21 protein-coding genes and 2 pseudogenes are annotated in these 22882 nt (G+C 75.2%); 7 read left to right on the forward strand and 16 right to left on the reverse strand.

Annotated features, from left to right (window positions below; translation table 11 throughout):
* Positions 1-37 precede the first annotated feature (37 nt).
* Genes ACIQ8B_RS25595 through ACIQ8B_RS25605 form a run of 3 tightly spaced genes read left to right on the forward strand, consistent with a single transcriptional unit; the run spans position 38 to position 3611 of the window.
* Positions 38-1573: a phytoene desaturase gene (locus ACIQ8B_RS25595; RefSeq protein ID WP_403549938.1), complete on the forward strand. Its 1536-nt coding sequence runs from the start codon at positions 38-40 to the stop codon at positions 1571-1573.
* Positions 1570-2586 (forward strand): phytoene/squalene synthase family protein, encoded by a 1017-nt coding sequence (locus ACIQ8B_RS25600; RefSeq protein ID WP_403549940.1) that lies wholly within the window; start codon positions 1570-1572, stop codon positions 2584-2586. The genes ACIQ8B_RS25595 and ACIQ8B_RS25600 overlap by 4 nt, the downstream gene beginning before the upstream one ends.
* Positions 2583-3611 (forward strand): DUF5914 domain-containing protein, encoded by a 1029-nt coding sequence (locus tag ACIQ8B_RS25605; protein WP_403549942.1) that lies wholly within the window; start codon positions 2583-2585, stop codon positions 3609-3611. The genes ACIQ8B_RS25600 and ACIQ8B_RS25605 overlap by 4 nt, the downstream gene beginning before the upstream one ends.
* 197 nt (positions 3612-3808) lie before the next feature.
* On the opposite strand, the gene ACIQ8B_RS25610 is transcribed toward ACIQ8B_RS25605, so the two are convergent.
* From ACIQ8B_RS25610 to ACIQ8B_RS25640, 7 genes are all read right to left on the reverse strand, one after another.
* Positions 3809-4684 carry an SDR family oxidoreductase gene (locus ACIQ8B_RS25610; RefSeq protein WP_403549944.1) on the reverse strand — a complete coding sequence of 292 codons (876 nt, stop codon included), beginning with the start codon at positions 4682-4684 and terminating at the stop codon, positions 3809-3811.
* On the reverse strand, positions 4681-5175 hold the full coding sequence (locus ACIQ8B_RS25615) for a hypothetical protein (protein WP_403549946.1): 495 nt from the start codon (positions 5173-5175) through the stop codon (positions 4681-4683). Before ACIQ8B_RS25615 ends, ACIQ8B_RS25610 begins: the two co-directional genes overlap by 4 nt.
* 49 nt (positions 5176-5224) lie before the next feature.
* Positions 5225-6868 (reverse strand): phytoene desaturase family protein, encoded by a 1644-nt coding sequence (locus tag ACIQ8B_RS25620; RefSeq protein WP_403549948.1) that lies wholly within the window; start codon positions 6866-6868, stop codon positions 5225-5227.
* Positions 6861-7367 (reverse strand): SRPBCC family protein, encoded by a 507-nt coding sequence (locus ACIQ8B_RS25625; RefSeq protein ID WP_290008652.1) that lies wholly within the window; start codon positions 7365-7367, stop codon positions 6861-6863. The genes ACIQ8B_RS25620 and ACIQ8B_RS25625 overlap by 8 nt, the downstream gene beginning before the upstream one ends.
* Before the next feature lie 85 nt (positions 7368-7452).
* A complete protein-coding gene (locus tag ACIQ8B_RS25630) occupies positions 7453-8322 on the reverse strand; it encodes an oxygenase MpaB family protein (protein WP_106415686.1) in 870 nt (289 codons plus the stop codon).
* Positions 8323-8419: 97 nt separating this feature from the next.
* Positions 8420-8686, reverse strand: a complete 267-nt coding sequence (locus tag ACIQ8B_RS25635; protein WP_106415685.1) for a hypothetical protein — start codon at positions 8684-8686, stop codon at positions 8420-8422.
* A 36-nt stretch (positions 8687-8722) separates the two neighbouring features.
* A complete protein-coding gene (locus ACIQ8B_RS25640; RefSeq protein ID WP_106415684.1) occupies positions 8723-9511 on the reverse strand; it encodes a restriction endonuclease in 789 nt (262 codons plus the stop codon).
* 207 nt (positions 9512-9718) lie between these two features.
* Here ACIQ8B_RS25640 and ACIQ8B_RS25645 point away from each other — a divergent pair, with 207 nt between their 5' ends.
* Positions 9719-10411 (forward strand): GAF and ANTAR domain-containing protein, encoded by a 693-nt coding sequence (locus ACIQ8B_RS25645; RefSeq protein WP_403549951.1) that lies wholly within the window; start codon positions 9719-9721, stop codon positions 10409-10411.
* Positions 10412-10438: 27 nt separating this feature from the next.
* On the opposite strand, the gene ACIQ8B_RS25650 is transcribed toward ACIQ8B_RS25645, so the two are convergent.
* On the reverse strand, positions 10439-11026 hold the full coding sequence (locus tag ACIQ8B_RS25650) for a hypothetical protein (protein ID WP_403549953.1): 588 nt from the start codon (positions 11024-11026) through the stop codon (positions 10439-10441).
* Between the two features lie 160 nt (positions 11027-11186).
* Here ACIQ8B_RS25650 and ACIQ8B_RS25655 point away from each other — a divergent pair, with 160 nt between their 5' ends.
* Entirely contained in the window at positions 11187-13766 is a 2580-nt protein-coding gene (locus ACIQ8B_RS25655; protein ID WP_403549955.1) for a SpoIIE family protein phosphatase, read from the forward strand.
* A 94-nt stretch (positions 13767-13860) separates the two neighbouring features.
* Here the strand turns inward: ACIQ8B_RS25655 and ACIQ8B_RS25660 are convergent, their stop codons facing one another.
* The 3 genes from ACIQ8B_RS25660 to ACIQ8B_RS25670 all read right to left on the reverse strand — a co-directional run bounded on the left by ACIQ8B_RS25660 (position 13861) and on the right by ACIQ8B_RS25670 (position 17778).
* On the reverse strand, positions 13861-15963 hold the full coding sequence (locus tag ACIQ8B_RS25660) for a DUF1996 domain-containing protein (protein WP_403550026.1): 2103 nt from the start codon (positions 15961-15963) through the stop codon (positions 13861-13863).
* A gap of 293 nt (positions 15964-16256) precedes the next feature.
* Entirely contained in the window at positions 16257-16946 is a 690-nt protein-coding gene (locus tag ACIQ8B_RS25665; RefSeq protein ID WP_403549957.1) for a lytic polysaccharide monooxygenase, read from the reverse strand.
* Between the two features lie 199 nt (positions 16947-17145).
* Entirely contained in the window at positions 17146-17778 is a 633-nt protein-coding gene (locus ACIQ8B_RS25670; protein ID WP_403549959.1) for a GNAT family N-acetyltransferase, read from the reverse strand.
* 107 nt (positions 17779-17885) lie between these two features.
* Between ACIQ8B_RS25670 and ACIQ8B_RS25675 the strand changes: the two genes are divergently transcribed.
* Positions 17886-18968 (forward strand): YihY/virulence factor BrkB family protein, encoded by a 1083-nt coding sequence (locus ACIQ8B_RS25675; protein ID WP_290008671.1) that lies wholly within the window; start codon positions 17886-17888, stop codon positions 18966-18968.
* Between the two features lie 22 nt (positions 18969-18990).
* On the opposite strand, the gene ACIQ8B_RS25680 is transcribed toward ACIQ8B_RS25675, so the two are convergent.
* Positions 18991-19443: a flavodoxin family protein gene (locus ACIQ8B_RS25680; RefSeq protein WP_403550028.1), complete on the reverse strand. Its 453-nt coding sequence runs from the start codon at positions 19441-19443 to the stop codon at positions 18991-18993.
* A gap of 85 nt (positions 19444-19528) precedes the next feature.
* Here ACIQ8B_RS25680 and ACIQ8B_RS25685 point away from each other — a divergent pair, with 85 nt between their 5' ends.
* The gene (locus ACIQ8B_RS25685; protein WP_403549962.1) at positions 19529-20206 is read left to right on the forward strand and encodes a class I SAM-dependent methyltransferase; all 678 of its coding nucleotides are present in this window, start codon (positions 19529-19531) and stop codon (positions 20204-20206) included.
* A 27-nt stretch (positions 20207-20233) separates the two neighbouring features.
* Here the strand turns inward: ACIQ8B_RS25685 and ACIQ8B_RS25690 are convergent.
* From ACIQ8B_RS25690 to ACIQ8B_RS25705, 4 genes and pseudogenes are all read right to left on the reverse strand, one after another.
* Positions 20234-20575 (reverse strand): annotated as a pseudogene (locus tag ACIQ8B_RS25690) (ArsR/SmtB family transcription factor); the annotation flags it as partial.
* A gap of 29 nt (positions 20576-20604) precedes the next feature.
* Positions 20605-20901: pseudogene (locus tag ACIQ8B_RS25695) on the reverse strand (SulP family inorganic anion transporter); the annotation flags it as partial.
* A 74-nt stretch (positions 20902-20975) separates the two neighbouring features.
* Entirely contained in the window at positions 20976-21566 is a 591-nt protein-coding gene (locus ACIQ8B_RS25700) for a hypothetical protein (RefSeq protein WP_403549964.1), read from the reverse strand.
* A 172-nt stretch (positions 21567-21738) separates the two neighbouring features.
* Positions 21739-22812 carry an alcohol dehydrogenase catalytic domain-containing protein gene (locus ACIQ8B_RS25705; RefSeq protein WP_290008678.1) on the reverse strand — a complete coding sequence of 358 codons (1074 nt, stop codon included), beginning with the start codon at positions 22810-22812 and terminating at the stop codon, positions 21739-21741.
* Positions 22813-22882: the final 70 nt, after the last annotated feature.

Here is a 22882-nt window from a genome sequence, read left to right on the forward strand (position 1 = left end):
TGCCGTACGGGTACGCGGCCGGAGCGGGGGCCGGCCGGTGACCCGTACCGTTCCGGGGCGCACGGACCATGTCGTCGTCGTGGGGGCCGGGCTGGCCGGTCTGTCGGCGGCGCTGCACCTGCTCGGCGCGGGCCGGCGCGTGACCGTCGTCGAGCGCGACGGACTGCCGGGCGGACGCGCCGGGCGGACGGAGCTGGACGGGTACCGGATCGACACCGGGCCCACCGTGCTGACCATGCCCGACCTGGCGGACGAGCCGTTCGCCGCGGTCGGGGACAGCCTGCGCAAGCGGGTGGAGCTGGTGGAGCTGCACCCCGCCTACCGGGCGCGGTTCGCCGACGGCAGCAGCCTCGACGTGCACACCGGAGGCGAGGCGATGGCCGCCGAGGTGGAGCGGTTCGCCGGGGCCCGGGAGGCGGCGGGCTACCTGCGGATGCGGGACTGGCTGGAGCGGCTGTACCGGGCGCAGATGCGCCGGTTCATCGACGCGAACTTCGACTCGCCGCTGGGCCTGCTCCACCCGGACCTGGTGCGGCTGGCGGCGCTCGGCGGCTTCGGACGGCTGGACGCGCGCATCGGGAGCTTCCTGAAGGACGAGCGGCTGCGCCGGGTGTTCTCCTTCCAGGCGCTGTACGCGGGCGTCCCCCCGGCGCGGGCGCTGGCCGCGTACGCGGTGATCGCGTACATGGACACGGTCGCCGGCGTGTACTTCCCGCGCGGCGGCATGCACGCGCTGCCGCAGGCGATGGCGGACGCCGCCGCCGACGCGGGCGCCGGCCTGCGGTTCGGCCGGGAGGTGACCCGGCTGGAGCGCTCCGGCGGCCGGGTCACGGCGGTGGTCGCGGGCGACGAGCGGATCCCCTGCGACGCGGTCGTCCTCACCCCCGACCTGCCCGTCGCCTACCGGCTGCTCGGCGGGGCGCCCCGGCGTCCGGTGCGGCTGCGGCACTCCCCCTCGGCGGTGGTGCTGCACCTCGGCACCGACCGGACCTGGCCCGAGCTGGCCCACCACACCCTCTCCTTCGGCAAGGCGTGGCGCGGCACCTTCGACGAGCTCACCCGTGCCGGGCGGCTGATGAGCGACCCGTCGCTGCTGATCACCCGGCCCACCGCCACCGACCCGTCGCTCGCGCCGCCGGGACGCCATCTGCACTACGTCCTCGCGCCGTGCCCGAACACCGACATCGGGCCGGGCGCGGCCGAGTGGACGGACCTGGCGCCGCGTTACCGCGACTCGGTGCTGCGGGAGCTGGAGGGGCGCGGTCTGACCGGGCTGGCGTCCGCCGTCGAGGCGGAGTGCGTGGTCACGCCCGCCGACTGGGCCGCGCAGGGGCACGCGGCCGGCACGCCGTTCGCCACCGCCCACACCTTCGCGCAGACGGGCCCGTTCCGGCCCCGGAACCTGGTGCGCTCCGCCGAGAACGCGGTGCTGGCCGGCTGCGGCACCACCCCCGGCGTCGGCGTGCCGACCGTGCTGTTGTCCGGGAAACTGGCCGCGGCACGCGTCACCGGCGCCCGCGGCCCCGCCGGACGCGCGTCCCACCTCGCTTTCCGCACAGGAGGCCCCGCATGACCGAGCGTGAACTGGACGCGGCGGGCGTCACGGATCCGGCACTGCGCGAGGCGTACCGCCACTGCCGCCGGCTCAACGCCCGGCACGGCCGGACGTACTTCCTCGCCACCCGGCTGCTGCCCGTGGAGCGGCGGCCCGCCGTGCACGCCCTGTACGGCTTCGCCCGCTGGGCGGACGACATCGTCGACGCGCTCGGCACGGGCGCGGACACCGCCCGCCGGGACGCCGCACTGGCCGCGCTGGAGAGAGAGCTGGAGAAGGGGCTGCGGGACGGGCGGAGCGCCGAGCCGGTGGTGCGGGCCCTCGCCGACACGGCCCGGCGGTACCGCATCGACCACGCCCACTTCGCCGACTTCATGGCCGCCATGCGGTCCGACCTGGTGGTCACCGACTACGCCGACTACGCGGCCCTGCGCCGGTACATGCACGGGTCGGCCGCGGTGATCGGGCTGCAGATGCTGCCCGTCCTCGGCACGGTCACCGACCGCGGGACGGCGGCCCCGCACGCGGCGGCCCTCGGCGTCGCCTTCCAGCTGACCAACTTCCTGCGGGACGTGGGCGAGGACCTGGACCGGGGGCGGGTGTACCTGCCCGCCGACCTGCTCGCCGCGCACGGTGCGGACCGGGAGCTGTTGCGGTGGAGCCGCGACACCGGCCGCCGTGACCCGCGCATCACCTCGGCGCTGCGCGCCTTCGAGGGGCTGACGCGGGGCGTGTACCGGCAGGCGGCGCCGGGCCTCGCGATGCTCGAACCGGTGTCCCGCCCCTGCATCCGCACCGCGTTCGTCCTGTACGGCGGGATCCTGGACGCGGTGGCCGAGGACGGGTACGCGGTGCTGCACCGGCGGGCGGTGGTGCCGCGCAGGCGGCGGACGGCGGTCGCCGCGGACGGACTCGTCCGGGTGGCCGCCGCCAGACTGCGGGGCCGCGGCGCCGCCGTCCGCATGCCCGACCGCCCTCCGCTGACGGCGGCGGAGCCGGCGGCCCCGCGGGTGGTCGAGGAGGTCGCGTGACGGCGGGCGACGGACGCGGACGCCGGCGGCTGCCGCTCTCCCTGCGCCGCAACGCGGTGGCGTGGGAACGGCAGCGTCCCACCTGGCGGGACGCCAGGCCCGCCCTGATCGCCGGCGCGCTGAAACGGGCGCAGGCACGCCCCTCGGGCAACTGGTACGTCGTGGGCGCCTCCCGCGACGTGGGCGGTGACCGCCCGCTGGGCCGGACGGTGGCGGGACGGGAAGTGGTGGTCTGGCGGGACACGGAGGGGCGCGTGGTCGCCGGACCGGGCGTCTGCCCCCACCTGGGCGCACCGCTGCGGGACAGCCCGGTGCGCTGCGGCACGCTCGTCTGCCACTGGCACGGGCTCTCCCTGAACGGCGGGCCGTTCGCGGGCTGGGAGCCGTTCCCCGCGCACGACGACGGGGTGCTCGTGTGGGTACGGCTGGACGCGGTCGGCGGTGAGGAGCCGCTCGACGCGCCGGTCGTACCGCGCCGTCCGCTCCCGGCGCGCGCCCTGACGGCGGTGTACTCCGGGGTGGGCGTCTGCGAGCCCGAGGACGTCGTGGCGAACCGGCTGGACCCCTGGCACGGGGCCTGGTTCCACCCGTACTCGTTCGTCGACCTCACCGTGGCCGACGCGCCGGACGGTGCGAACCGCTCCGACGATCCGCACGGGGACGCGTTCGCCGTGGACGTGTCGTTCAAGGTGGCGGGCCGTCTGGTGGTGCCGGTGCGGGCGGTGTTCACGGCTCCCGAGCCGCGCACGGTCGTCATGCACATCACCGAGGGCGAGGGGGTCGGCTCCGTCGTCGAGACCCACGCCACCCCCCTGGGCCCGGACGCGTCGGGCCGGCCGCGCACGGCGGTGACCGAGGCGGTGGTGGCGGCCTCGGACCGCCGCGGCTTCGCCCTCGCCCGGACCGCCGCCCCCCTCCTCCGCCCCCTTGTCCGCACCGCCTCGGCCCGCCTCTGGCGGGACGACCTCGCCTACGCGGAACGCCGCTGGGCGCTGCGGTCGACGGGGAGGTTCCCGGGGGCGTAGACCCCGGCCCGCCCGGTGGAGACACCGGGCGGGCCGGGACACGCGGCCGGGCACGCCCGGGGGTGTCCTCCCCGTCCCGCCGGGCCCTCGGGGACCGGTCGGCGTGCCCCCGCTCACGGAACCACGCGTACCCCGACGATCGAGTCCGCGCCCGCCCCGGACCGGGCGCCGTCCGGGGGCGACCCCCGGGACGCCCCTCACCCGCCCCGTGCCGCCGCGTCCGCGCGTCCCCCTCCGCCCAGGAGTTCCGTGTGGGTCAAGGACGCACGGGATTCCAGGCGGGGCAGGTAATGGCGGGTCGCCCTGGTGACCACCGACGGCATCGCGGCCCGTACCGGCTGGCCCAGGCGGAGCCAGCGAGGGTAGTACACGGCTGTGCTGCGTCGTTCGACCGCCGTGGCGAGGCGGGCCGCGGCGCGGTCGACCGGGTACACGTTCCGCACCGGCCACGGCATGTGACCCCGTAGTTCCCGCATCACGGTGTGACGGTCGGCGTCCTGGATCAGGTCGGTGCCGATCCAGGTGAGGTAGCCGAGGCCGACGGCCACGCCGAGGTGGGCGACCTCCGCGCGCAGGGAGTGGGCGAAGGCCTCCGCCCCCGCCTTGGAGGCGCAGTACGCGCTCATCATCGGGGCGGCGCCGATGGCGGCCAGCGAGGCGACCTGGAGGTGGTACCCCCGGGTCGCCGTCAGGTCCGGCAGGAACGCGCGGGCGGTGGCCGCGCTGCCGGTGAGGTTGACGTCGATGATGCGCCGCCACCGCGCGGGGTCGGAGTCCGCGAACAGTCCGCCGTCCGTCACGGCGGCGTTGGCGACGACGACCGAGGGGCGGCCGAGCCCGGTCCGGACCGCGTCCGCCGCCCGCGCCAGCGCCGCGTCGTCGGTGACGTCGACCTCGTGCGCGAGGGCGGGCCCGGGCAGCGCGTCGGCGAGTTCCCGCAGCCGCTCGCCCTCGTGGCCGAGCAGCGCCACCCGCATGCCGCGTCCGGCGAGGTCGCGGGCCAGGGCGGCGCCGATCCCGCGCGCGGCCCCGGTGATGACGGCGGTGCGTCCCCGCAGCGGGCCGCCGCTCATCCGCCGTCGCCGCCCTTCCCGCCGGTCACCTGCGGGTCGGTGTCGGGGCGGGCGGTGTGGTGCGGGTGGCCCGCGGTCCTGCGGGCCTCCTTCATCTCCGCCTCGAAGAGGTGGTCGCGGCCGTCGGCCAGCTCCTCCACGGCGGCCTGCTCCAGCTCCCGGAACGGCCGGTAGTAGGTGCGGTCGTACGCCTCGACGATCTGGAACGTCCAGTGGCCGGGGATCACGTTGCGGCCCAGCACCTGGGTGCGCACGGTCTCCGCCCAGTCCGGGTGTCCGGCGTTGTGCAGCAGTTCCACGGCCCGGTCCAGTTCCAGGTCGGCGGTGCCGGTGAGCTGGTGGAAGCTGTAGAGGTGGCCGCGGGCCCGTTCGGTGGTCTCCAGTGCCTTCGACAGTGATCCCAGCGCCTCGACCGTCTCGTCGCTGACGCCCTCCGGGCGCCGGTGCGCGCGGTCGGGGCCGTCGCCGGGCTGTCCGTCGTGTCCGCTCATCGTCGCGCCTCTCCTCTGGAGTCGGTGTCCGGCCGGCGGCCGGCGGGGGTCATGCGGGCCGTCCGCCCCGGTCGGGCTGCCGGCGTCCGGTGCGGTCGCGGTGGGCCAGCAGCCGCTGGGCGCCGGTCAGGCCGGGCGCGAAGGACCGGCGCAGGGCCGCCCGCGCGGCGTTCGCGCCGGGCGCGCCGTGCACGCCGCCGCCCGGGTGGGCGCCGGCGGACGCCAGGTACAGGCCCTTGACGGGGGTCTCGGGCCGTCCGGTGCCGGGGGCCGGGCGGAAGAACAGCTGCTGGTGCATGGCGGTGGTGCCGCCGTTGATGGCGCCGCCGTGCAGGTTCCGGTCGAGGGACTGGAGCGTGGGCGGGGCGAGGACCCGCCGGGCCCGGATGCGGTCGCGGAAGCCGGGCGCGAACCGCTCCACGTGGCGTTCGACGCGGTCGGCCATGCGTTCCTGCTCGTCCTTGTCCCAGGAGCCGGTGAGGCCGTCGTCGCCCGCGTCCCCCACGACGCGGTGCGGGACGTGGGTGTAGGCCCAGGCCGACTCGGTGCCCTCCGGGGAGCGGGACGGGTCGGAGGTGGTCATCTGGCCGAACAGGGAGAACGGACGGTCGGGGATCCGGCCGGTGGCGAGCTGGGCGGCGAAGCGGGTGAGTTCGTCGAGCCCGTCGGCGAGGTGGACGGTCCCGGCTCCGGCGGCGCCCTCGCACCGCCACGGGACGGGCCCGTCCAGCGCCCAGTCGACCTTGAAGGTGGCGAAGTCCCACTGGAAGCGCTCCAGGTCGGACAGCAGCTGCTGCGGCAGGTCCTCGGGGGCGACGAGTTCGCCGTAGAGGGAGGGCACGGACACGTCGGCGAGGACGGCGCGCCGGGCGGGGACGGTCTCCCCGTCGGCGAGGCGCACCGCGACCGCGCGCCCGTCGCGCACGACGACCCGCCGCACGTGCCGCCCGCACTGCACCACTCCCCCGCGCGCCTCGAGGCGCCGTACGAGGGCGTCGGTGAGGGCGCCCGCGCCGCCGGCCGGCACGGGGAAGCCGTACGTCTGTCCGAGCATGGACATCAGCCAGCCGAAGCCGCCGCTGCCGGCGGCCTCGGGCGCGAGGTCGGCGTGGAGGGCGTTGCCCGCCAGCAGCAGTCCTCCGCCCTCGCCGCGGAACTCCTCCTCCGCCATGCGGCGCACCGGCAGCACCAGGGTGCGCGCCATGCGCAGCCCTCCGGTGCCGCGCAGCCGCACGGCGAGCCGGAGGCCGGAGCGGACCGGCGGGAACGGCGTGAACAGGGCGTCCAGCAGGTCGGGGCGCAGGCGCTCCCACATGGCGTGCAGCCGTCGCCAGGCGTCGCCGTCGCCGGGCGCGAAGGAGTCCAGGGAAGCGGCGGTGACGCTGACGCTGCGGTCCAGGACCGCGCAGCGGCCGTCGCTCAGCGGGTGGGCGACGACGTGCGGGGCGTGGCTCCAGCGCAGCCCGTGGTGCTCCAGGCCCAGTCCGGCCACCACCGGGGAGGCGGCGGCGAGCGGGTAGAAGGAACTGAACAGGTCGCTGGCGAAGTCGGGGTGGACGCCGTGGTCGTGGCGCACGGCGCCGCCGGGCTCGGGCTGTTCCTCCAGGACCTTCACGCTCCAGCCGGCGTCGGCGAGCAGGTTCGCCGCGACCAGGCCGTTGGGCCCGGCGCCGATGACGACGGCGTCAGCCACGGGCGCCTCCCGTCCCGGGCTCCGGCTGCACGACCTGGCCGAGCGGCCGGCGTTCCTCCGCCTCGGCGGCCTCCGTCTCGACGAGGTGCGCCAGCCGGGCGAGCATGGCCCGGTGGCGGAGCTGGATGAGGGCCTCGACGGCCACGTTGTGCACGAAGCCGCCCGCACCGCGCAGGGGGTGCTCGTCCACCTTGACGAGGCACTGGTCGCCCCAGGGCTGCACCTCGATGGCGATGCGCGCGGTGCCCAGCGGCCCGGCCTTGGCCTCCAGTTCCAGCACCTCGCCGGGGATGCAGCGCCGGACGACGGTCTCGTTGTGCAGCTTCAGCGGGCCGATGCGCACCTCGTAGCCGATCGCGGAGCCGAGCTGCGGCCAGTGGCCGCGCACCGGCTTCGACGAGGACGCGCCCACCACCCAGTCCGCGTAGCGGGTGCCGTCCTCCAGCACGGCCCACACGGACCGCGGGTCCGTGCGGATCAAGCGATGACGAAGCGCCACTGTTGCCTCCTGTGTCCCTGAGCGCCGCCGGTCAGCTTTGAGTGCCCCGCCTGACCGGCGTCAACCAGGAGGACCGCCGGACGGGTCAGGCCGCGGGGCGGGTGGGGGCCAGCGCCCAGCGGATGCCGGCGGTGACGGCGGTGCCGAGCGGGCGGACGCACAGGCCCTCGGCGGGCACGCGGGGCACCCGCAGCGCGCGGGACGCCCAGGGCGGCAGCAGGGACACGGCGTTCGCGGCGAGGACGCCGTACGGCAGCCGGGCGAGCAGCGGGACGGGCGGGTCGAGCAGCAGGAACCGCGCGGTGGCCAGGGCGTCCGGAGTGGCGTGCAGCTCGTCGCGGTAGGCGGCGAGCCGCTCGGCGAGCTGGGCGCGGTCCACGGGCGGGTCGGGGACGCCGAGGGCGGTGGCGATGCGCGCCATGTCGGCGACGTACGCGTCGCAGCCCGCGGCGTCCAGCGGGCGGGCGCCGTAGCGCTGGTGGGCGCGCAGGAACATGTCGACCTCGGCGACGTGCACCCAGCACAGCAGGTGCGGGTCGGACGCCCGGTACTCCCGGCCGTCGGGCGCGGTGCCGTGGACCGTCCCGTGGACGGCGCGCACCCGGTCGACGGCCTGCTGGGCGCTGTCGGCGGTGCCGTACGTGGTGACGGCGAGGAAGGTGCTGGTCCGCTGGAGCCGCCCCCAGGGGTCGCCGCGGAAACCGGAGTGGGCGGCGACGGCGGCCATGGCGAGCGGGTGGAGCGACTGGAGCAGCAGGGCGGACAGGCCGCCGATGAACATCGAGGCGTCGCCGTGCACCCGGCGGACCGGCCGCTCGGGGCCGAACCAGCGCGGGCCCGGGGTGCCGTGGATGCGGGCGCGGTTGTCGGGCCCGTCCGGTCCGGCCACCCGCGAGAAGATGGCGTGGCCGATGCGGCCGCGCAGTGCCGAGGCGGGTTCGGCGATCCGTTTCATGCCCGTCGGGCCTCCTCCCGCCGGCGAGGCCGGCCGGTGTCCTACGGTTACGTCTGCCCCGGTCGCCGCTCCGTACCCGCGTGCGGGGCGGGCCCGGTCAGGGCACGTCGCCCCGCCACTCGTACACCCGGTCGCCGGCCGCGCGGGGCGCGTACACCGCGCGGCCGCCGGGGCCGTAGCGGCCTATCTCGGTGGGCAGGCCCACGCCGTGCCGCCGCTCCGCCGGGCCGTGGCCGGTGACGTCCAGCAGCAGGCCGTCCAGCGGGCCTCCGGACAGCTCCGCGTACACCCGTCCCTCGCGCGGGCCCGGGTCGTCGTGGTCCGCCCCGTACACCCTGCCGCGCATGAACTCCGTCTCGTCCATACCGGCAGGGTGGCATCCGGCACTGACAACGGCCCGCTACGCCGGCTCCTCGCGGGGCACCGCCGCCCACGGCGCGGCCGCGCGTCCCTGGCTCCAGGCGAGCAGCCCGTCGCCGTCGACGCAGACGATGCCGCACTGCTCGGCGTACTCCAGGGCCGGGACGGTGAACTCGCCGGTGGTGACGACGACGGCGACGTCGGCCTCGTGGACGGTGAAGCAGGTGCCGCCGAAGCGCTGGAGGTCCTGCGAGCCGACCTTGTTGTCCTCGCCGTAGCGCTTGCACTGGACGACGAGGCGGCGGCCGTCGGGGGTCAGCGCGGTCACGTCGGCCCCCAGGTCGCCCGCGCCGCCGACCACCCGCACCCGCGTGCAGCCGTCCCGGGCGCACAGCTCCGCGGTGGCGGCCTCGAACTCGTCGGGCGTGAGCGCCTCGTGGTCGATCCCCTGGGCCACGGGCAGCGGTGAGGTGACCTCCTCGGGCGGGCCGGCCTGGGCGGGGATGGTGAGCGGGGCCGGCGCCGGGGCGTCCAGGGCGTCCAGGGCGGTGGAGGTGCCCCGGGCCAGCGCCTCCCCGGCGTGCCGGGCGATCCGCGCCGCCGACAGCCGCCGCCTGCGGCGGCCGCGGGCCAGCGCGACGGCGACGACCAGGCAGAGCAGCACGACGGCCCACACCGGGCGGCGCTGCACCACCCCGGCCAGTGCCCGCACCGCCAGGCCCCCGACGACCAGCGCCGCGGCGAGCAGTCCGAAGAACATGGCGGTGGAGCGCAGGTCGAAGCGCCGGCCGGGGCGTGACACACGGGTACGACGCTCGGGCATGGTCACCGTGGTGACTCCTCTCTCTGACGGGCCGGACGCCGGCGTCCCCGGTGGCCGGGGCACGCCGGAGATCACGTAGGCCGTCTGCCCCCGATCGGCGCGCTCACCGGATGCGGGGACGGACGGCCTGTTTCGGTGCGAGGAGGGAAAGAGGCGACCCGTGGGGGAAGTCACGATGGCCGGGGAGGCACGGCCGGACGGAGGAGGCGGACGGTGGACTGGCGGGTCTTCGCTCAGCGCATGGCGTCGATGGCCCGGGATCTGCTCGCGGAGCACACGCTCGACGCGACGCTGGAGCAGATCTCGCGCTCGGCCGTGGAGCTCGTGGACGGCTGCGACGCCTCGGGCATCCTCGTCCTGGGCGAGGGACGGGTGCGCTCGCTGGCGCCGACGGAGGAGTTCGTGTCCGTCAGCGACCGGCTGCAGGGGGAGCTGTGCGAGGGACCGTGCTTCGACGCGGCCCGGCCCGACCGCCCGGAGCGGGTCTTCCGCATCCCCGACCTGACGGAGCCCCCGGAGCACTGGCCGCGCTTCGTGCCCCGGTGCCGGGAGCTGGGGGTGGGCAGCATGATGGGGTTCCTGCTGTACACGCGGGAGGAGGAGCTGGGCGCCCTCAACATGTACTCCCGCAAGCCGGGGATGTTCACCGAGGACAGCGAGACCGCGGGCTGGCTGCTGGCGTCGCACGCGGCGGTCGCCTTCGCCACCGCCCGTACCGGCGCGCAGCTGCGGGAGGCCATCGCCACCCGGCATCTGATCGGCCAGGCGATGGGCATCCTGATGGGCCGGCACCACCTCGCGGAGGACCAGGCGTTCGACCTGCTGCGCACCCGGTCGCAGCGCACCAACACCAAGCTGCGGGACGTGGCGCGGCAGGTCTGCGAGTCGGGCGGCGCGGAGCCCTGACCGCCCGGCTCGTCACACGGCGCGCGCTCAGCGGGCGGCGCCGGTCCAGGTGTGGGCGACGTCGATCACGAGACGTCCGTCGAACTGCAGCACACGGAACGGCAGCCGCCCGCGCACCCCGAGGCCGATCTGGGTGTCGCCCTCGAAGCTGCCGGCGAACCGCGCGTCCCGGAAGGTGCGGTATCCGGTCAGGTCCACGCCCGGCAGGACGCCTCCGGCGCGCGCGGGCAAGGTGGCCGCGCCGGTCTCGGGGTCGTACGCCGGTGCGGTGACGCGCACCTCGAGGATCGCGCCGCCGGAGACGGGGACGTGCCGTCCCGATCCGTCCTGGTGGAGCCGGTCGACGTAGCGGACGACGTGGCCGAGGTCGCCGCGCGCGGCGCCGGGCACGTCGACGACCATGCGGTCGTAGCAGTCGTGCCGGCCGGTGCGCACGTCCCGGACGGAGGCGGTCGTGGCGGCGGTGGCCGCCTTGTCGCCGCTGCCCCAGCCGGTGGAGCAGGCCGCCGCCGTGGCCGGCGCCGCCGGCGGGGCGGCCACGGCCGGGACCGCCGCCGTCACCAGCGTGGCGCCGAGCAGCACGACCGTCGCGCAGACTGTTCTTGATTGAAGCATTTTCGGCCCCCTGGGACGACAACGTTCTGGTATCCGGTGGGACGACCGGGATGCCCCGATGGTTGCGGTCCGTGCGGCCGGTCGCCGTACCGGCGCGCATGACACATGCTGGTGGGGAGCGGACGAACGTCCCGTTCCGTGTGCACCGGGAGGGCGCTACATGGGTGGTGCAGCCGCCGCACCGCGCGGGAAGCGGCCGGCGGGCCCGCCCCTACCCGGCGCGGGGAAGAGCCGGACCGGTTCCCCGGAGGCGCGTGTCGAGGACGCGCTCGCGGACGCCGTGGTGGCGGCCGTGCGGGGCACCGGGGGGTACGGCGGGGCGGTGTACCTGCGGTCGCCCGACCGCAGGTCGCTGGTGCTCTGCGTGGTGTCCGGCGTACCCCGCGGGCTGCTGAAGCCGTGGTGGCGGATCCCGGTGAGCGGCGCGTTGCCGATGTGCGAGGCGTTCCGCAGCGGCGAGACCCAGTACCTGCCCGACGACCGGGCGACGATGCTGCGCTTCCCGCAGTTCACGGCCGCGCTGCCGTACTCGTTCGCGCACGCCCACCACCCGGTGCGGGTCGGCGGCGAGACGGTGGGCGTCCTCACGGTGCTGCACTCCTCCGGCCGTGAGCCGGCCCGGGAGGAGCAGGTGCGCGAGGGGTTGCGCCGGGCCGGACGGGACATGGAGGAGCGCCTCACCGCGTTCGCCCGCCGCCTGCCCGGCCGCACGGACGCGGACGCGCCGGCGTACGGCATCGAGTACGACGACCAGCCGGTCAGCGTGCGGCTGCCGACGCCGCCCGCCCAGGCGGTGGCGGTCGGCATGGTCGAGTGGAACCTGGACAGCGACACCTGGGCCGGGGACGACGACGCGCTGGCGCTGCTGGGCGTGGACCGCGACCGGTTCGGCGGCACCCTGGCCGCGGTCGAGGAGCGGGTGTCACCGGACGACCTGTACGAACTGCGGGCGGCCCGGCGGGAGGCGGAGGACACCGGGCAGATCCGGGGCCGGCACCTCCGGGTGCTGGAGGAGACGCGGGACGGCGCCGAGGCGGTCCACTACCGGCCGGTGGAGCTGTGGGGGCACGTGGTGCGGGCGGAGGGCACGGCCCGGCTGCTGGTGGGGGCCCTGGTCGACGTGGCGGGCGGGGTCACCGCCGCGGAGGCGGCCGAGCGGCTGCCCGACGGGCTGTTCTCCCTGGACCAGGACGGCAGGGTCATCTACGCCAACCGCCGCTGCCAGGACCTGCTCGGCTGCGATCTGGAGCGGCTGCTCGGCCACTATCCGTGGCGGGTCCTCACCTGGCTGCGCGACCCGGCGTACGAGGACCGCTACCGGGCGGCGATGCTGACGCAGCAGCCGGTGTCGTACCTGGTGCGCGACCCGGACGGGGTCTGGCTCGGCTTCGTGCTCTACCCGGGCGTGCACGGGCTGACCGGACGGGTCTTCCGCACGGCCGCCCCGGCGGGCGCCGAGCCCGGAGGGACGCTGACGCCGTCCCCGGCGCCCCCGGCGGACCCGCCGACCGGGCTGGTCGCCACCGCCCGCGCGGGGGCGCTGTACCACGTGGTGCAGATGGCCAGCGTGCTCACCGAGGCCGTCACCGTCCGGGACGTGTGCCGCGCCGTCTCCGAACAGCTGCTCCCGGCCTTCGGGGCGCAGGAGGTCGCCCTGTACACGGTCCGCGACGGACGGATGTACCTGCTGTGGGAGGACGGCTACCCGCAGCACTTCCTCGACCCGTTCGAGGGGGTGCCGCTGGACGCCGACCTGCCCGGGGTGCACACGCTGACCACGCGCCTGCCGCTGTTCTTCGAGTCGCCGGAGGAACTCGTCGGCGCGTACCCGCATCTGGCACTGGACCCCATGACCTCCTGGGCGTTCCTGCCGCTGATCGCCTCCGGTCACCCGATCGGCTCCTGCATCCTCGGCTGGAACACCCCGCACCGCTTCACCGCGGAGGAGCGCAGCGCGCTGACCGCGCTGGCCGGTCTGACCGCGCAGGCCATGGAGCGGGCCCGGCTCTACGACGCCGAGTCGGCCGTGGCGCGCGGGCTGCAGGAGGGCCTGCTGCCGCACCGGCTGCCCGCCGTCGGCCGGCTGCGCACCACCGGCCGCTATCTGCCCGGCACCAAGGGCATGGACATCGGCGGCGACTGGTACGACGTCATCCCGACGGGGCGCGGGGTGGCGCTGGTCATCGGGGACGTGGAGGGGCACAGCGTGGGCGCCGCGGCCGTCATGGGGCAGCTGCGCAGCGCGGTGCACGCCTTCGCCTCGAGCGGGCGGCCGCCGCAGGAGGTCATCACGCACACCAACCGGCTGCTCGCCGAACTGGAGACGGACCTCTTCGCCACCTGCTGCTACGTCGAACTGGACCCGACGACCGGGCACGCCCGGGCCGTGCGGGCGGGCCATCCCCCGCCGTTGCTGCGTCACCCCGACGGGAGCGCGGAGACGCTGGACCTGGAGGGCGGGGTGCTGCTGGGGGTGCAGCCGGACGCCGCCTACCCGGTCACCGCGCTCACCCTGGAGCCCGGCAGCGTGCTGGCGCTCTACACGGACGGGCTGGTCGAGGTGCCCGGCAGCGACATCGCGACCGGCATCGACACGGTCCGCCGGTGCCTGGCCGGCAGCCGGACCGGCTCCGTGGAGGAGCTGGCCGACCGGCTGATCGGCGCGGCCCGCCGCACGGAGGACCGGCCGGACGACGTGGCGCTGCTGCTCACGGCGTACGACCGGGCGGGCACGGCCTGACGCCCGGGAGGCGGGCGGAGGCGCCGGCGGTCGGGCGGGGTAACGGAGAGCGGCAGGACCCCGAGGGATCCTACCGCCCGCCGCGTGCTGAACGTCAGGCGTTGCGCCGCACGCTGCGCAGGACGAGGAAACCGAAGATCACCAGCACTCCGCCGATGGCGGCCGGCCACAGCTGGGCGCCGGTCTCGGCGAGGCTGCCGCCGGCGCCCTGGGCCTGGGCGCCGCCCTCGAGCTCGGGGAGGCTGCCGGGCACCTGGGCGGCCTGGGCTGCCTGGCCGCCGTCACCGGCGTCCGCGCCGCCCGTGACGTCGTTCCGGTCACCGGCGTCGGCCGGGTCGGAGACCTTCACGTCGGGCTGTCCGGGCGCGGCCGTGGCCTCGCCGTCCGCGGGCTTCTCGGTCGCCGCGGGCTGCTCCTGGCCGTCGTCCTTGCCGCCCTGGTCGCCGCCGTCCTGCCCGCCGCCCTGGTCGCCGCCGTCCTGCCCGCCGCCCTGGTCGCCGCCGTCGTCGCCCTGGCCCGGGTCGTCGGGCGTGGCGGTGGGCTGCTCGCCGCCGTTGTCGCCACCGTTGCCGTCGCCACCGCCCCCGTCGCCGTCGCCGCCCTCGTTGCCGTCGCCACCGCCCCCGTCGCCGTCACCACCGTTGCCGTCGCCGTCGTCGCCACCGTCGCCGTCACCACCGTTGCCGTCGCCGTCGTCACCACCGTTGCCGTCGCCGTCGTCGCCACCGTTGTCGCCGCCGCCGTTGTCACCGCCGGCGCCGCAGGTGCGGCCCTCGTTGATGCAGTCGACCATCTCGTTCATCAGGTCCTCCTCGAAGACGTTGATGAAGTCGCCGTGGTCGGTGATCGGCTTGTGCAGCTGCTCGGGGAAGGAGTCCACCGCGAACAGCGGGACGGTCTTGCCGCCGTCCTCCAGGCTCGGCGCGTCGACGTCGTACACGATGCGCTGGACGAGCTGCGGAACGGGCTGGAAGCCGGCCGGGCAGTTGCCCTCGGCGTCCGTGAACGCCATGTGCGTACGGTGGTTGGCGCTGTCGATGTTGCGGCCGTCCCAGCAGCTCTGGAAGGCGAACGTGCGGACCACGTCACTGCCCTCCGGGCACAGCGGGTACTTGTCCTTCAGCTGCCGGTCCTCGAAACCGGTGCAGCTCCAGGAGGCGTTGGCGTTGGCCGGGCCGTTGACGAAGGACTTGGCGTCGCCGGTGATGATGCGCAGCAGCCGGGGCATGGCCGTGACCTTGCCCTTCGGGTTGCCGACGAAGGTCAGCGTGACGTCCTTCGGGGTGACGATCTCACCGACGTTGCCCTCGATGCCGCCGCCCGGGGACCGGGCGTCGCGCTCCTCGGTGCCGTTCTGCAGGCGCAGCACCGGCCAGTAGTAGGAGGACCTGTCGCGCTGGTCCTCGCAGCTGGTCTCCGCCCGCGCCAGCTCCTCGTCGCTGACGAAGGCGTCGGTGGCCTGGTTGCCGATGTAGTCGTGGAAGTGGTGGGCGCCGTTGCTCACGCCGGGGGCGGCGATGACGTTGTCCGAGTTGAACAGGCCGTTCTCGTTGACGCCGCACTCGCTGGTGAAGGTGCCGGTGGAGGCGTTCCCCGACGGCTGCGGGGTGTTGACATCGGGCTGGACGCTCTCGATGGAGACGTAGTCGCCGGGCACCGGTCCGTTGCCGGCCTGACCGCCGTTGCCGCCGCCCTGCTGGTCGCCACCGTCCCGGCCGCCCTGCTGGTCGCCGTCGCCGTTCTGCCGGCCGTCGCCGTCCTGCTGGTCCTGGTCGTCGCCGGGCTGCTCACCGCCGTCGCCGCCTTCCTCGGGGGCGGGGACGTTGCCGGAGTCGCGCACGGCGCAGGCGGCGAGGTCGTCGAGGTTCTGCGGCCGCTCACCGCCGGCCTTCTCGATGGCGGCCCCGATGCGGGCCAGCACCGCGGCGCGCTTGTCCTTCAGCGGTCCTGCGATGGCGTTCCCGGCGAAGCCGGGGTCCTGGCGGACCGCGTCGGCCGACTCGCCGAGCCGCTGGTAGGCCTCGGCGATCTGGGCGTCGAGCCCCGCGAGTTCCCTGTCCACCTCCGCGCGGGCCCGGTCGGGCACCGCGGTCAGCTCGGTGGCCACGTCGGGACAGTCGATGGTGGCGGCGCCCGACAGCACCTGCGCGTCCGCCGTCCCGCCGTCCGTCGCGGAAGCGTAGACATTGGCCGCCATCATGCCGCCGCCACCCAGGATCAAGGCGAAAGCGGCGAGCGTCGCGCGCTGTTTGGGGCGTCTGCGTGTGTTGCGTGCCAAGGCAGTACTCCTACGCTTCTGTCGCGGGGGTCGGGCGTTCGATTCCCACGCTCCATACGCGGGCGGACCGCATCGTGTTCAGCCGGCTCACGATTTCTTCCCGGAATCCCAGCGGGCGCGGGCCACTCGGGACGCACGGCCCCCGCCGGACGGGACGCGTCCGGCGGGGGCCGCGGGCGTCAGCGCACCCTGTCCTCCCTGCTCGGGCCCGCTCAGGTGATGTTCACGTCGCTGCACAGGAAGTACGTCTGGTCGGAGTGCGAGGCCTGCCAGATCGTGTAGACGACGTGGTGGCCGCTCAGGCCGGACGTCCTCACCGGGATCGCGTAGTGGTTGCCCGGGGCGTAGGACCCGGTCCGGGTCACCAGTTGGAGGTCGTCCCAGCGCAGCCGCTGGGTGGTGGGGTCGAAGCCCTGCTTGGTGACGTAGACGAGGAAGTAGTCCGCGCCGTGGCTCGCCTGGTCGTACAGATCGACGGTGAAGCTGCTGCCCACGTCGGTGGTCTTCCAGGCGCCCGGCGTGTCGAGGGAGCGGTAGCGGCCGTTCTCGGTGTGGCCGCCGCTGCAGAGCCGGCCGTCGGGGACGACCGCCCGGAAGTTGCCGCCCGACCCGTCGCGGTAGAGGCCGTTCCAGTTCCACATGGCGTTGGGGTTGTCCTGCCAGGCCTGCCAGCACATCGGGTCCTGCTGGGCCATCGCCGGGTTCTGGAAGTCGCTGCCCCACCGCTGCCAGCAGCCGTAGTTGCGGGACGCGGGGTCCACCACGGAGCCGTGGGCGTGGGCCGTGCCGCTCCAGGGGACCAGGCACAGCAGTGCGGCGACGACGGCGCTCAGGGCGAGGGCGAGCCGGGACCGGCCCCTCGGCAGACCACGCGGAGAAATGTCCTGCGCATGCCAATTCATGGTTCTTCCTTCCGTCACGGGGTCGTGGAGTGCGGGCGCGCGCACCCGCCGCGCGCGCCCTCTGGGAGCGCTCCCAGAGGGCAATCTGCGCCCGGACGGCGGAAGGGGCAACCCTTCGTTCTCGCCACTTCCGTCACCTCGTGGCGTGTTCGACGCTTTCGACGGCGAAGGCCCGCGCAGACGTGCGGGAGGGCGCCTCTCAGAGCCGGTCGAGGTCCCGCGTGGAGCGGCCGAGGCAGACGACCGAGTCGTCCGTCGGCGCGTCGATCTCCTCGAAGCCCATCCGGTCGTAGAAGGCACGGGCGGGCTTGTTGGCGGCCGTCATCACGAGGTGCACGGCCGGGACGCCGCGCTCCGCGAGAGCGGTGAGCAGGGTGCGCATCAGGCACCGCCCGTGGCCCCGGCCCTGCCACTCCGGCAGCAGGTCGATGTGCAGATGGGCGGGCCAGGCGGCCAGCTCCGGCACGACCATGCGCTCGGGGTGGTGCAGCAGCCGGGCGATCTCCTCGTCCGGGGTGGCCGGCGGGCCGGACGGTGCGGGATGGCGCTCGGCCACCAGGGGGAGCCACTCGGTGCGGAACCGCTCGGCGAACCGGGCGGTGTCGGCGGCGCCGACGACATAGCCGACCGCGCGCCCCCGTCCGTCGTCCAGCACGAAGGCCAGCTCCGGCTCCAGGTGGGCGTAGGGGGCGGCGAAGGCGGCGGTGAAGACGGAGGGGTCGGCGTAGTGGGGGCGGCTGTCCCGGCCGTTGTGCGCGGTGCGGACACAGATGTCGTCGAGGGCCTCACGGTCCTCGGGGCGGTACGGACGGACAGCGGGAGACTCGGTCATGGTGGGCATCCTGCACCTGTGGGAGCGCTCCCACAAGGTGTTCCCCGCAGGGTCGCGTCACCCGCGCGCCCGGGCGTGACATGGCGTCGCGGGGGCACTCGGTCGCCATGAAGCTGCATATCCCGGGCCGGGACCACCGGCCGGCACACCAAGACGCGCCGGACGAGTCCGCGTCCTCGCGGCGGGCCGGACAGCCGGCGCAGGAGCCGGGCCCGAGCGACGCGGTGGAACGGGCGGCGCCGGACACCCCGACGAAGCTGCCCAAGGGCGCCTGGAAGGCGGCGCTGAAGGGCAGTGTGCGCGAGTTCAAGGACGACGAGCTCACCGACCGCGCCGCCGCCCTGACGTACTACGGAGTCCTGGCGCTGTTCCCGGCGCTGCTGGCCCTGGTGTCGCTCCTCGGCCTCACCGGGAGGTCGACGACGGACAAGGTCCTGGAGAACGTCCAGGAGCTCACCGCCCCCGGCGCGGCGCGGGACATCATCACCCAGGCGATCCAGCAGTTGCAGGGCAACGCGGGCGTCGGGTCGCTGGTGGCCATCGCCGGTCTGCTGCTGGCCGTCTGGTCGGCGTCGGGCTACGTGGCGGCGTTCATGCGCTCCTCGAACGCGGTCTACGACATGCCCGAGGGCCGCCCGATGTGGAAGGTGCTGCCGGTCCGCGTGGGCGTGACGGTCGCCCTGCTGCTGATGGCCACGGTCAGCGCGCTGATCGTGGTCTTCACCGGCGGGATGGCCCGGCAGGCGGGCGATCTGCTCGGGCTGGGCGACACGGCCCTCACGGTGTGGTCGATCGCCAAGTGGCCGGTGCTGGTCCTGCTGGTCACCGTCATGATCGCGCTGCTGTACTGGGCCGCGCCGAACGCCAAGGTGAAGGGGTTCCGGTGGGTCACCCCGGGCAGCTTCGTGGCGCTGCTGATCTGGCTGGCCGCGTCCGCCGGGTTCGCCCTCTACGTCGCCAACTTCGGTTCGTACAACAAGACGTACGGCACGATGGCCGGTGTCATCATCTTCCTGATCTGGCTGTGGATCACCAATCTGGCGATCCTGCTGGGACTGGAGTTCGACGCGGAGATCGCCCGGCAGCGGGCCATCGCCGGGGGGCATCCTCCGGAGGAGGAGCCGTACACGCAGCCGCGCGACACCCGCGCCTGGGACGAGCAGGACCGGCAGAGGATGGACGGCGCCTGACCCCGGCGGGACCCGGCGGGCGTCAGTCCGCCAGTCCCGCCGCGAGGGTGGCGCCCAGGTCCCAGCAGCGCTCCAGGGCGGCCTTGTCGGGCTCGCCCGTGACGGTCACGGCCTCGGCGGCGCGACGCCAGCCGAGGCCGGTGGTGACCGACTCGATCCCCCGCACGGCGCCGGTGATGTCGTTGCCGCCGTGCACGTAGTACCCGAAGGGGCGACCGCGGGTGGAGTCCAGGCAGGGGTAGTAGATCTGGTCGAAGAAGTGTTTGAGCGCGCCCGACATGTAGCCGAGGTTGGCGGGCGTGCCCAGGAGGCAGCCGTCGGCGTCCAGGACGTCGGCGGCGGTCGCGGACAGCGCGGCGCGCCGCACCACCCGGACGCCCTCGATCTCCGGGGCGGTCGCGCCGGAGACGACGGCTTCGAACATCGCCTGGCAGTTCGGCGAGGGCGTGTGGTGGACGATCAGCAGGGTCGGCACGTCCACGACACTGCCGTGCCGGCCGCCGCGTCCGCAAGCCGGACCCGGCGAGGCGCCGTTGTGACGGCGGGGCACGAGTGGCACGATGCCCGGCATCGGCGACTGGGAAGCGGGGTGTGTCGTGGGCGGCGAGGAACACGGATCACCGGCGGCGGCGTTGTTCGACGCGCTGGGCAGCGACTACGAGAAGGCGTTCGCGTCCTCCTCGGCCCACCGGGCGTCGCTGACCTGGCTGCTCGCACGGCTCTCCCCCGGCAGCACGGTGCTGGACGTGGGCAGCGGCACCGGACGGCCCACGGCCGCCACGCTGGCCGGCGCCGGACACCGGGTGCTGGGCGTCGACGTGTCACCCGTGATGGTGGAGATCGCCTCCCGGCAGGTGCCGGAGGCGGAGTTCCGGTGCGACGACGTCCGGCGGATGCCGCTCCCGGAGGACTCCTACGACGCGGTCTGCGTGTACTTCGCGCTGCTGCAGATGACCCGGGCGGAGCAGCGGGAGCTGGTCCACCGGCTGGCGGCCGCGCTCAAGCCGGGCGGCCGGCTGGTGCTGGCCACCGTGCCGCTGGACGTGGAGGAGTTCGACGGGGTGTTCATGGGGCATCCCGCTCGCGTCACCAGCTTCGCGGCGCAGGACGTCATCGCCCTCGTACGGGAGGCGGGGCTGTCGGTGGAGTGGGAGGAGAGCACGATGTTCACCCCGAGTCACCCGGAGGCCCGCCCGGAGCCGCATCTGTTCCTGCACTGCCGGCGGGGCGACGCCTGACGCCCCGCCGCCCGCGCCGTCACGACACGGTCCTGGTCCCCCCTGTGCGGCCTGGAGGTCCGCGAGGAGTCCGGCCTGGCCGGCGAGGACGCCGGAGAGGATGGTGCGCGCCCCCCGCAGCAGCTCCGCCACGTGGGGGTCGGTCGGCGAGTGGTGGACGGCCGAGCCCTCTTTGCGGCCGACGATCAGGTTCGCCCGGCGCAGCACGGCGAGCTGCTGGGAGAGGTGCGCGGGCTCGATGCCCACGTGCGGGAGCATCTCCCCCACCGAGTGCTCGCGTTCGCCGAGCAGTTCCAGCCCCCTGATCCGGGCGGGATGGCCCAGCGTCTTGAGGAACTCGGTCTTCAGCTGGTACTGCGGCGTGGTCATCGTGCCGTCCCCTTTCCGGCGCGGCGGCAGGAGACCTGGAGGTGGGAGCCGCCGAACACGGCCGCGAGGGCGCCGGCGACCACGGCGGTGGCCGGTCCGGCCTCCGCGCCGAGGCCGGAGGACACGCCGAAGCCGAGGGCGAGCGGCAGCGCGACGACCGCGACGGTCAGTCCGGCCGGCAGGTCCCGGCGGGGGTGGCGGCGGGCCTGGGCGAGGTCGGCGCGGGTGGGGAGCAGGGAGGCGACCCGGGGCCGGATCCCGGCCGACGGCAGCGGTACGGACACGGCCCCTCTGCTCCGTTCGCGACGGCAGGACGAGGCAAGCATGTAGTGACTTGCGAAAACCTGCGATTCATCAGGTCGCCACGTCGGATCACCGTGCTGTCACGGGTGCGGCGGGATCAGCCGGTCATCCGCTTGCGCCACATCGGTTCGACCTGGCGCCACTCGGCCTCCCACCGGTCCAGGCGCCGCAGCCGCAGCCGGGCCCGGGCGGCCCACCCGGCGAGCAGGACCGCGCCCCCGGCGAGGAGGGAGACCGTGATGCCGGCCATGGCGATCTGGAAGTCCGCCTCGGCGCCCTCGGGCGGCGCGGACACGAGCCGGCCGGACGCGTCGTTGTACACGGTGACCTCGGTGCCCTCCTCGCTGCCGACGGGCACCTCGGCCCGTCCGGTGCGGCGGGCGCCGTCGGGGGCGGTCCAGCGCACCTCGGCCCACACGCCGCCGTCGCTGTTCTCGGACACGGGGGCCGCGTCGCGCACGTCCTCGACCAGCACGGCCGGGACCGGGCGGGTGCGCTCCCGGCGGTCGTCGAGCGACGCGTCCACCGCGCCCGCCGTCGCCAGCCCGGCGAACCCCGAGAGGACCAGGGTGAGGACGGCCGTCGCGATCAGCAGCCAGGCCTCGGCGACGTCGCTGCGGCGGCACAGCGGGTTGCGCCGCCAGCGCCACCAGGGCACCGTGGGCCTCGCACCACGCGTCCTCGCCATGGGAGGTCACCTCCTCGCACGGGTGCCGACCGCGCCCCCCTCCAGGGTCGCGCGTCGTCCCCCGGCCCGCACGGGCGGAACGTGTCTTTCCGCGGACCTGCGCGACAGAGCGGCGGGACGGCCGGGTCCCGCCGCCGTGCCGGGTCCTGCCGTGCGGTGCCGTGCCGTGCCGTCAGACGGTCGGGGGCACGGCCACCACCTCGTGCTGCGGGACGCCGAGGACGACCTTGAGCGCCCCCGTGCCGGCCGCGTCGGCGAAGACGTCGTACGCCTCCTGCATCTGGTCGAGGGGGAAGGTGTGGGAGACCAGGCGGCGGGTGGGCAGCCGGCCGGCCGCGGCCATCCGCAGCAGCGTGGGCGTGGAGTGCGTGTCGACGAGGCCGGTGGTGATGGTGACGTTCTTGATCCAGAGGTCCTCGAGGTGCAGGGTGGCGGGCGCGCCGTGCACGCCGACGTTGGCGACGTGCCCGCCGGGGCGCACCACCCGGGTGCACAGTTCGAAGGTCTCCGGGGCGCCCACCGCCTCGATCACCACGTCCGCGCCGAGTTCCCCGGTGAGGTCCTCGACGAGCTGTTCCGGGCCCTCGCTCGCGTCGGCCACCGCGTCGGCGCCGAACTCCTTCGCCGCCTGGAGCCGGGCCGCCGCCAGGTCCACGGCGACCACCCGTTCCGGCCCGAACAGCCGGGCGGTGGCGATGGCGGCCAGCCCGACCGGTCCCGCGCCGACCACGACGACGGTGTCCCCGGGCCGCACCCGCCCGTTGAGGACGCCCACTTCGTAGGCGGTGGGGAAGATGTCCGCCAGCAGCACCGCGTCCTCGCCGGCGAGGGCGCCGGGCAGCGGGTACACCGACAGGTCGGCGAACGGCACCCGTACGTACTCGGCCTGGGTGCCGTCGACGAGGTGCCCGAGGATCCAGCCCCCGCCGCCCCGGCACTGCCCGTACATGCCCTCGCGGCAGAAGCGGCAGCGCCCGCACGCGGTCACGCAGGAGACGAGCACCCGGTCGCCGGGCCGTACGGTGCGGACGTCGGCGCCCGTCTCGACGACCTCGCCGACCGCCTCGTGACCGAGGACGGTCCCCGGGCGCACCTCGGGCACGTCGCCCTTGAGGATGTGCAGGTCCGTCCCGCAGACGGTGACGGCGTCGACGCGGACGATGACGTCGCCGGGCTCCCGGATCTCCGGATCGGGAACCTCCTCCCATGCGGACTGTCCGGGGCCGTGGAAGACGTAACCCTTCATGCCGATCCTCGCCCTTCTCGCTGAGCGGCGGGCCTCGGCGCCGGGCGCACGCGCCCGCCTGCGGCGGCGG

The sequence above is a fragment of the Streptomyces sp. NPDC096105 genome (genome assembly GCF_044763335.1).
Lineage (GTDB): Bacteria > Actinomycetota > Actinomycetes > Streptomycetales > Streptomycetaceae > Streptomyces.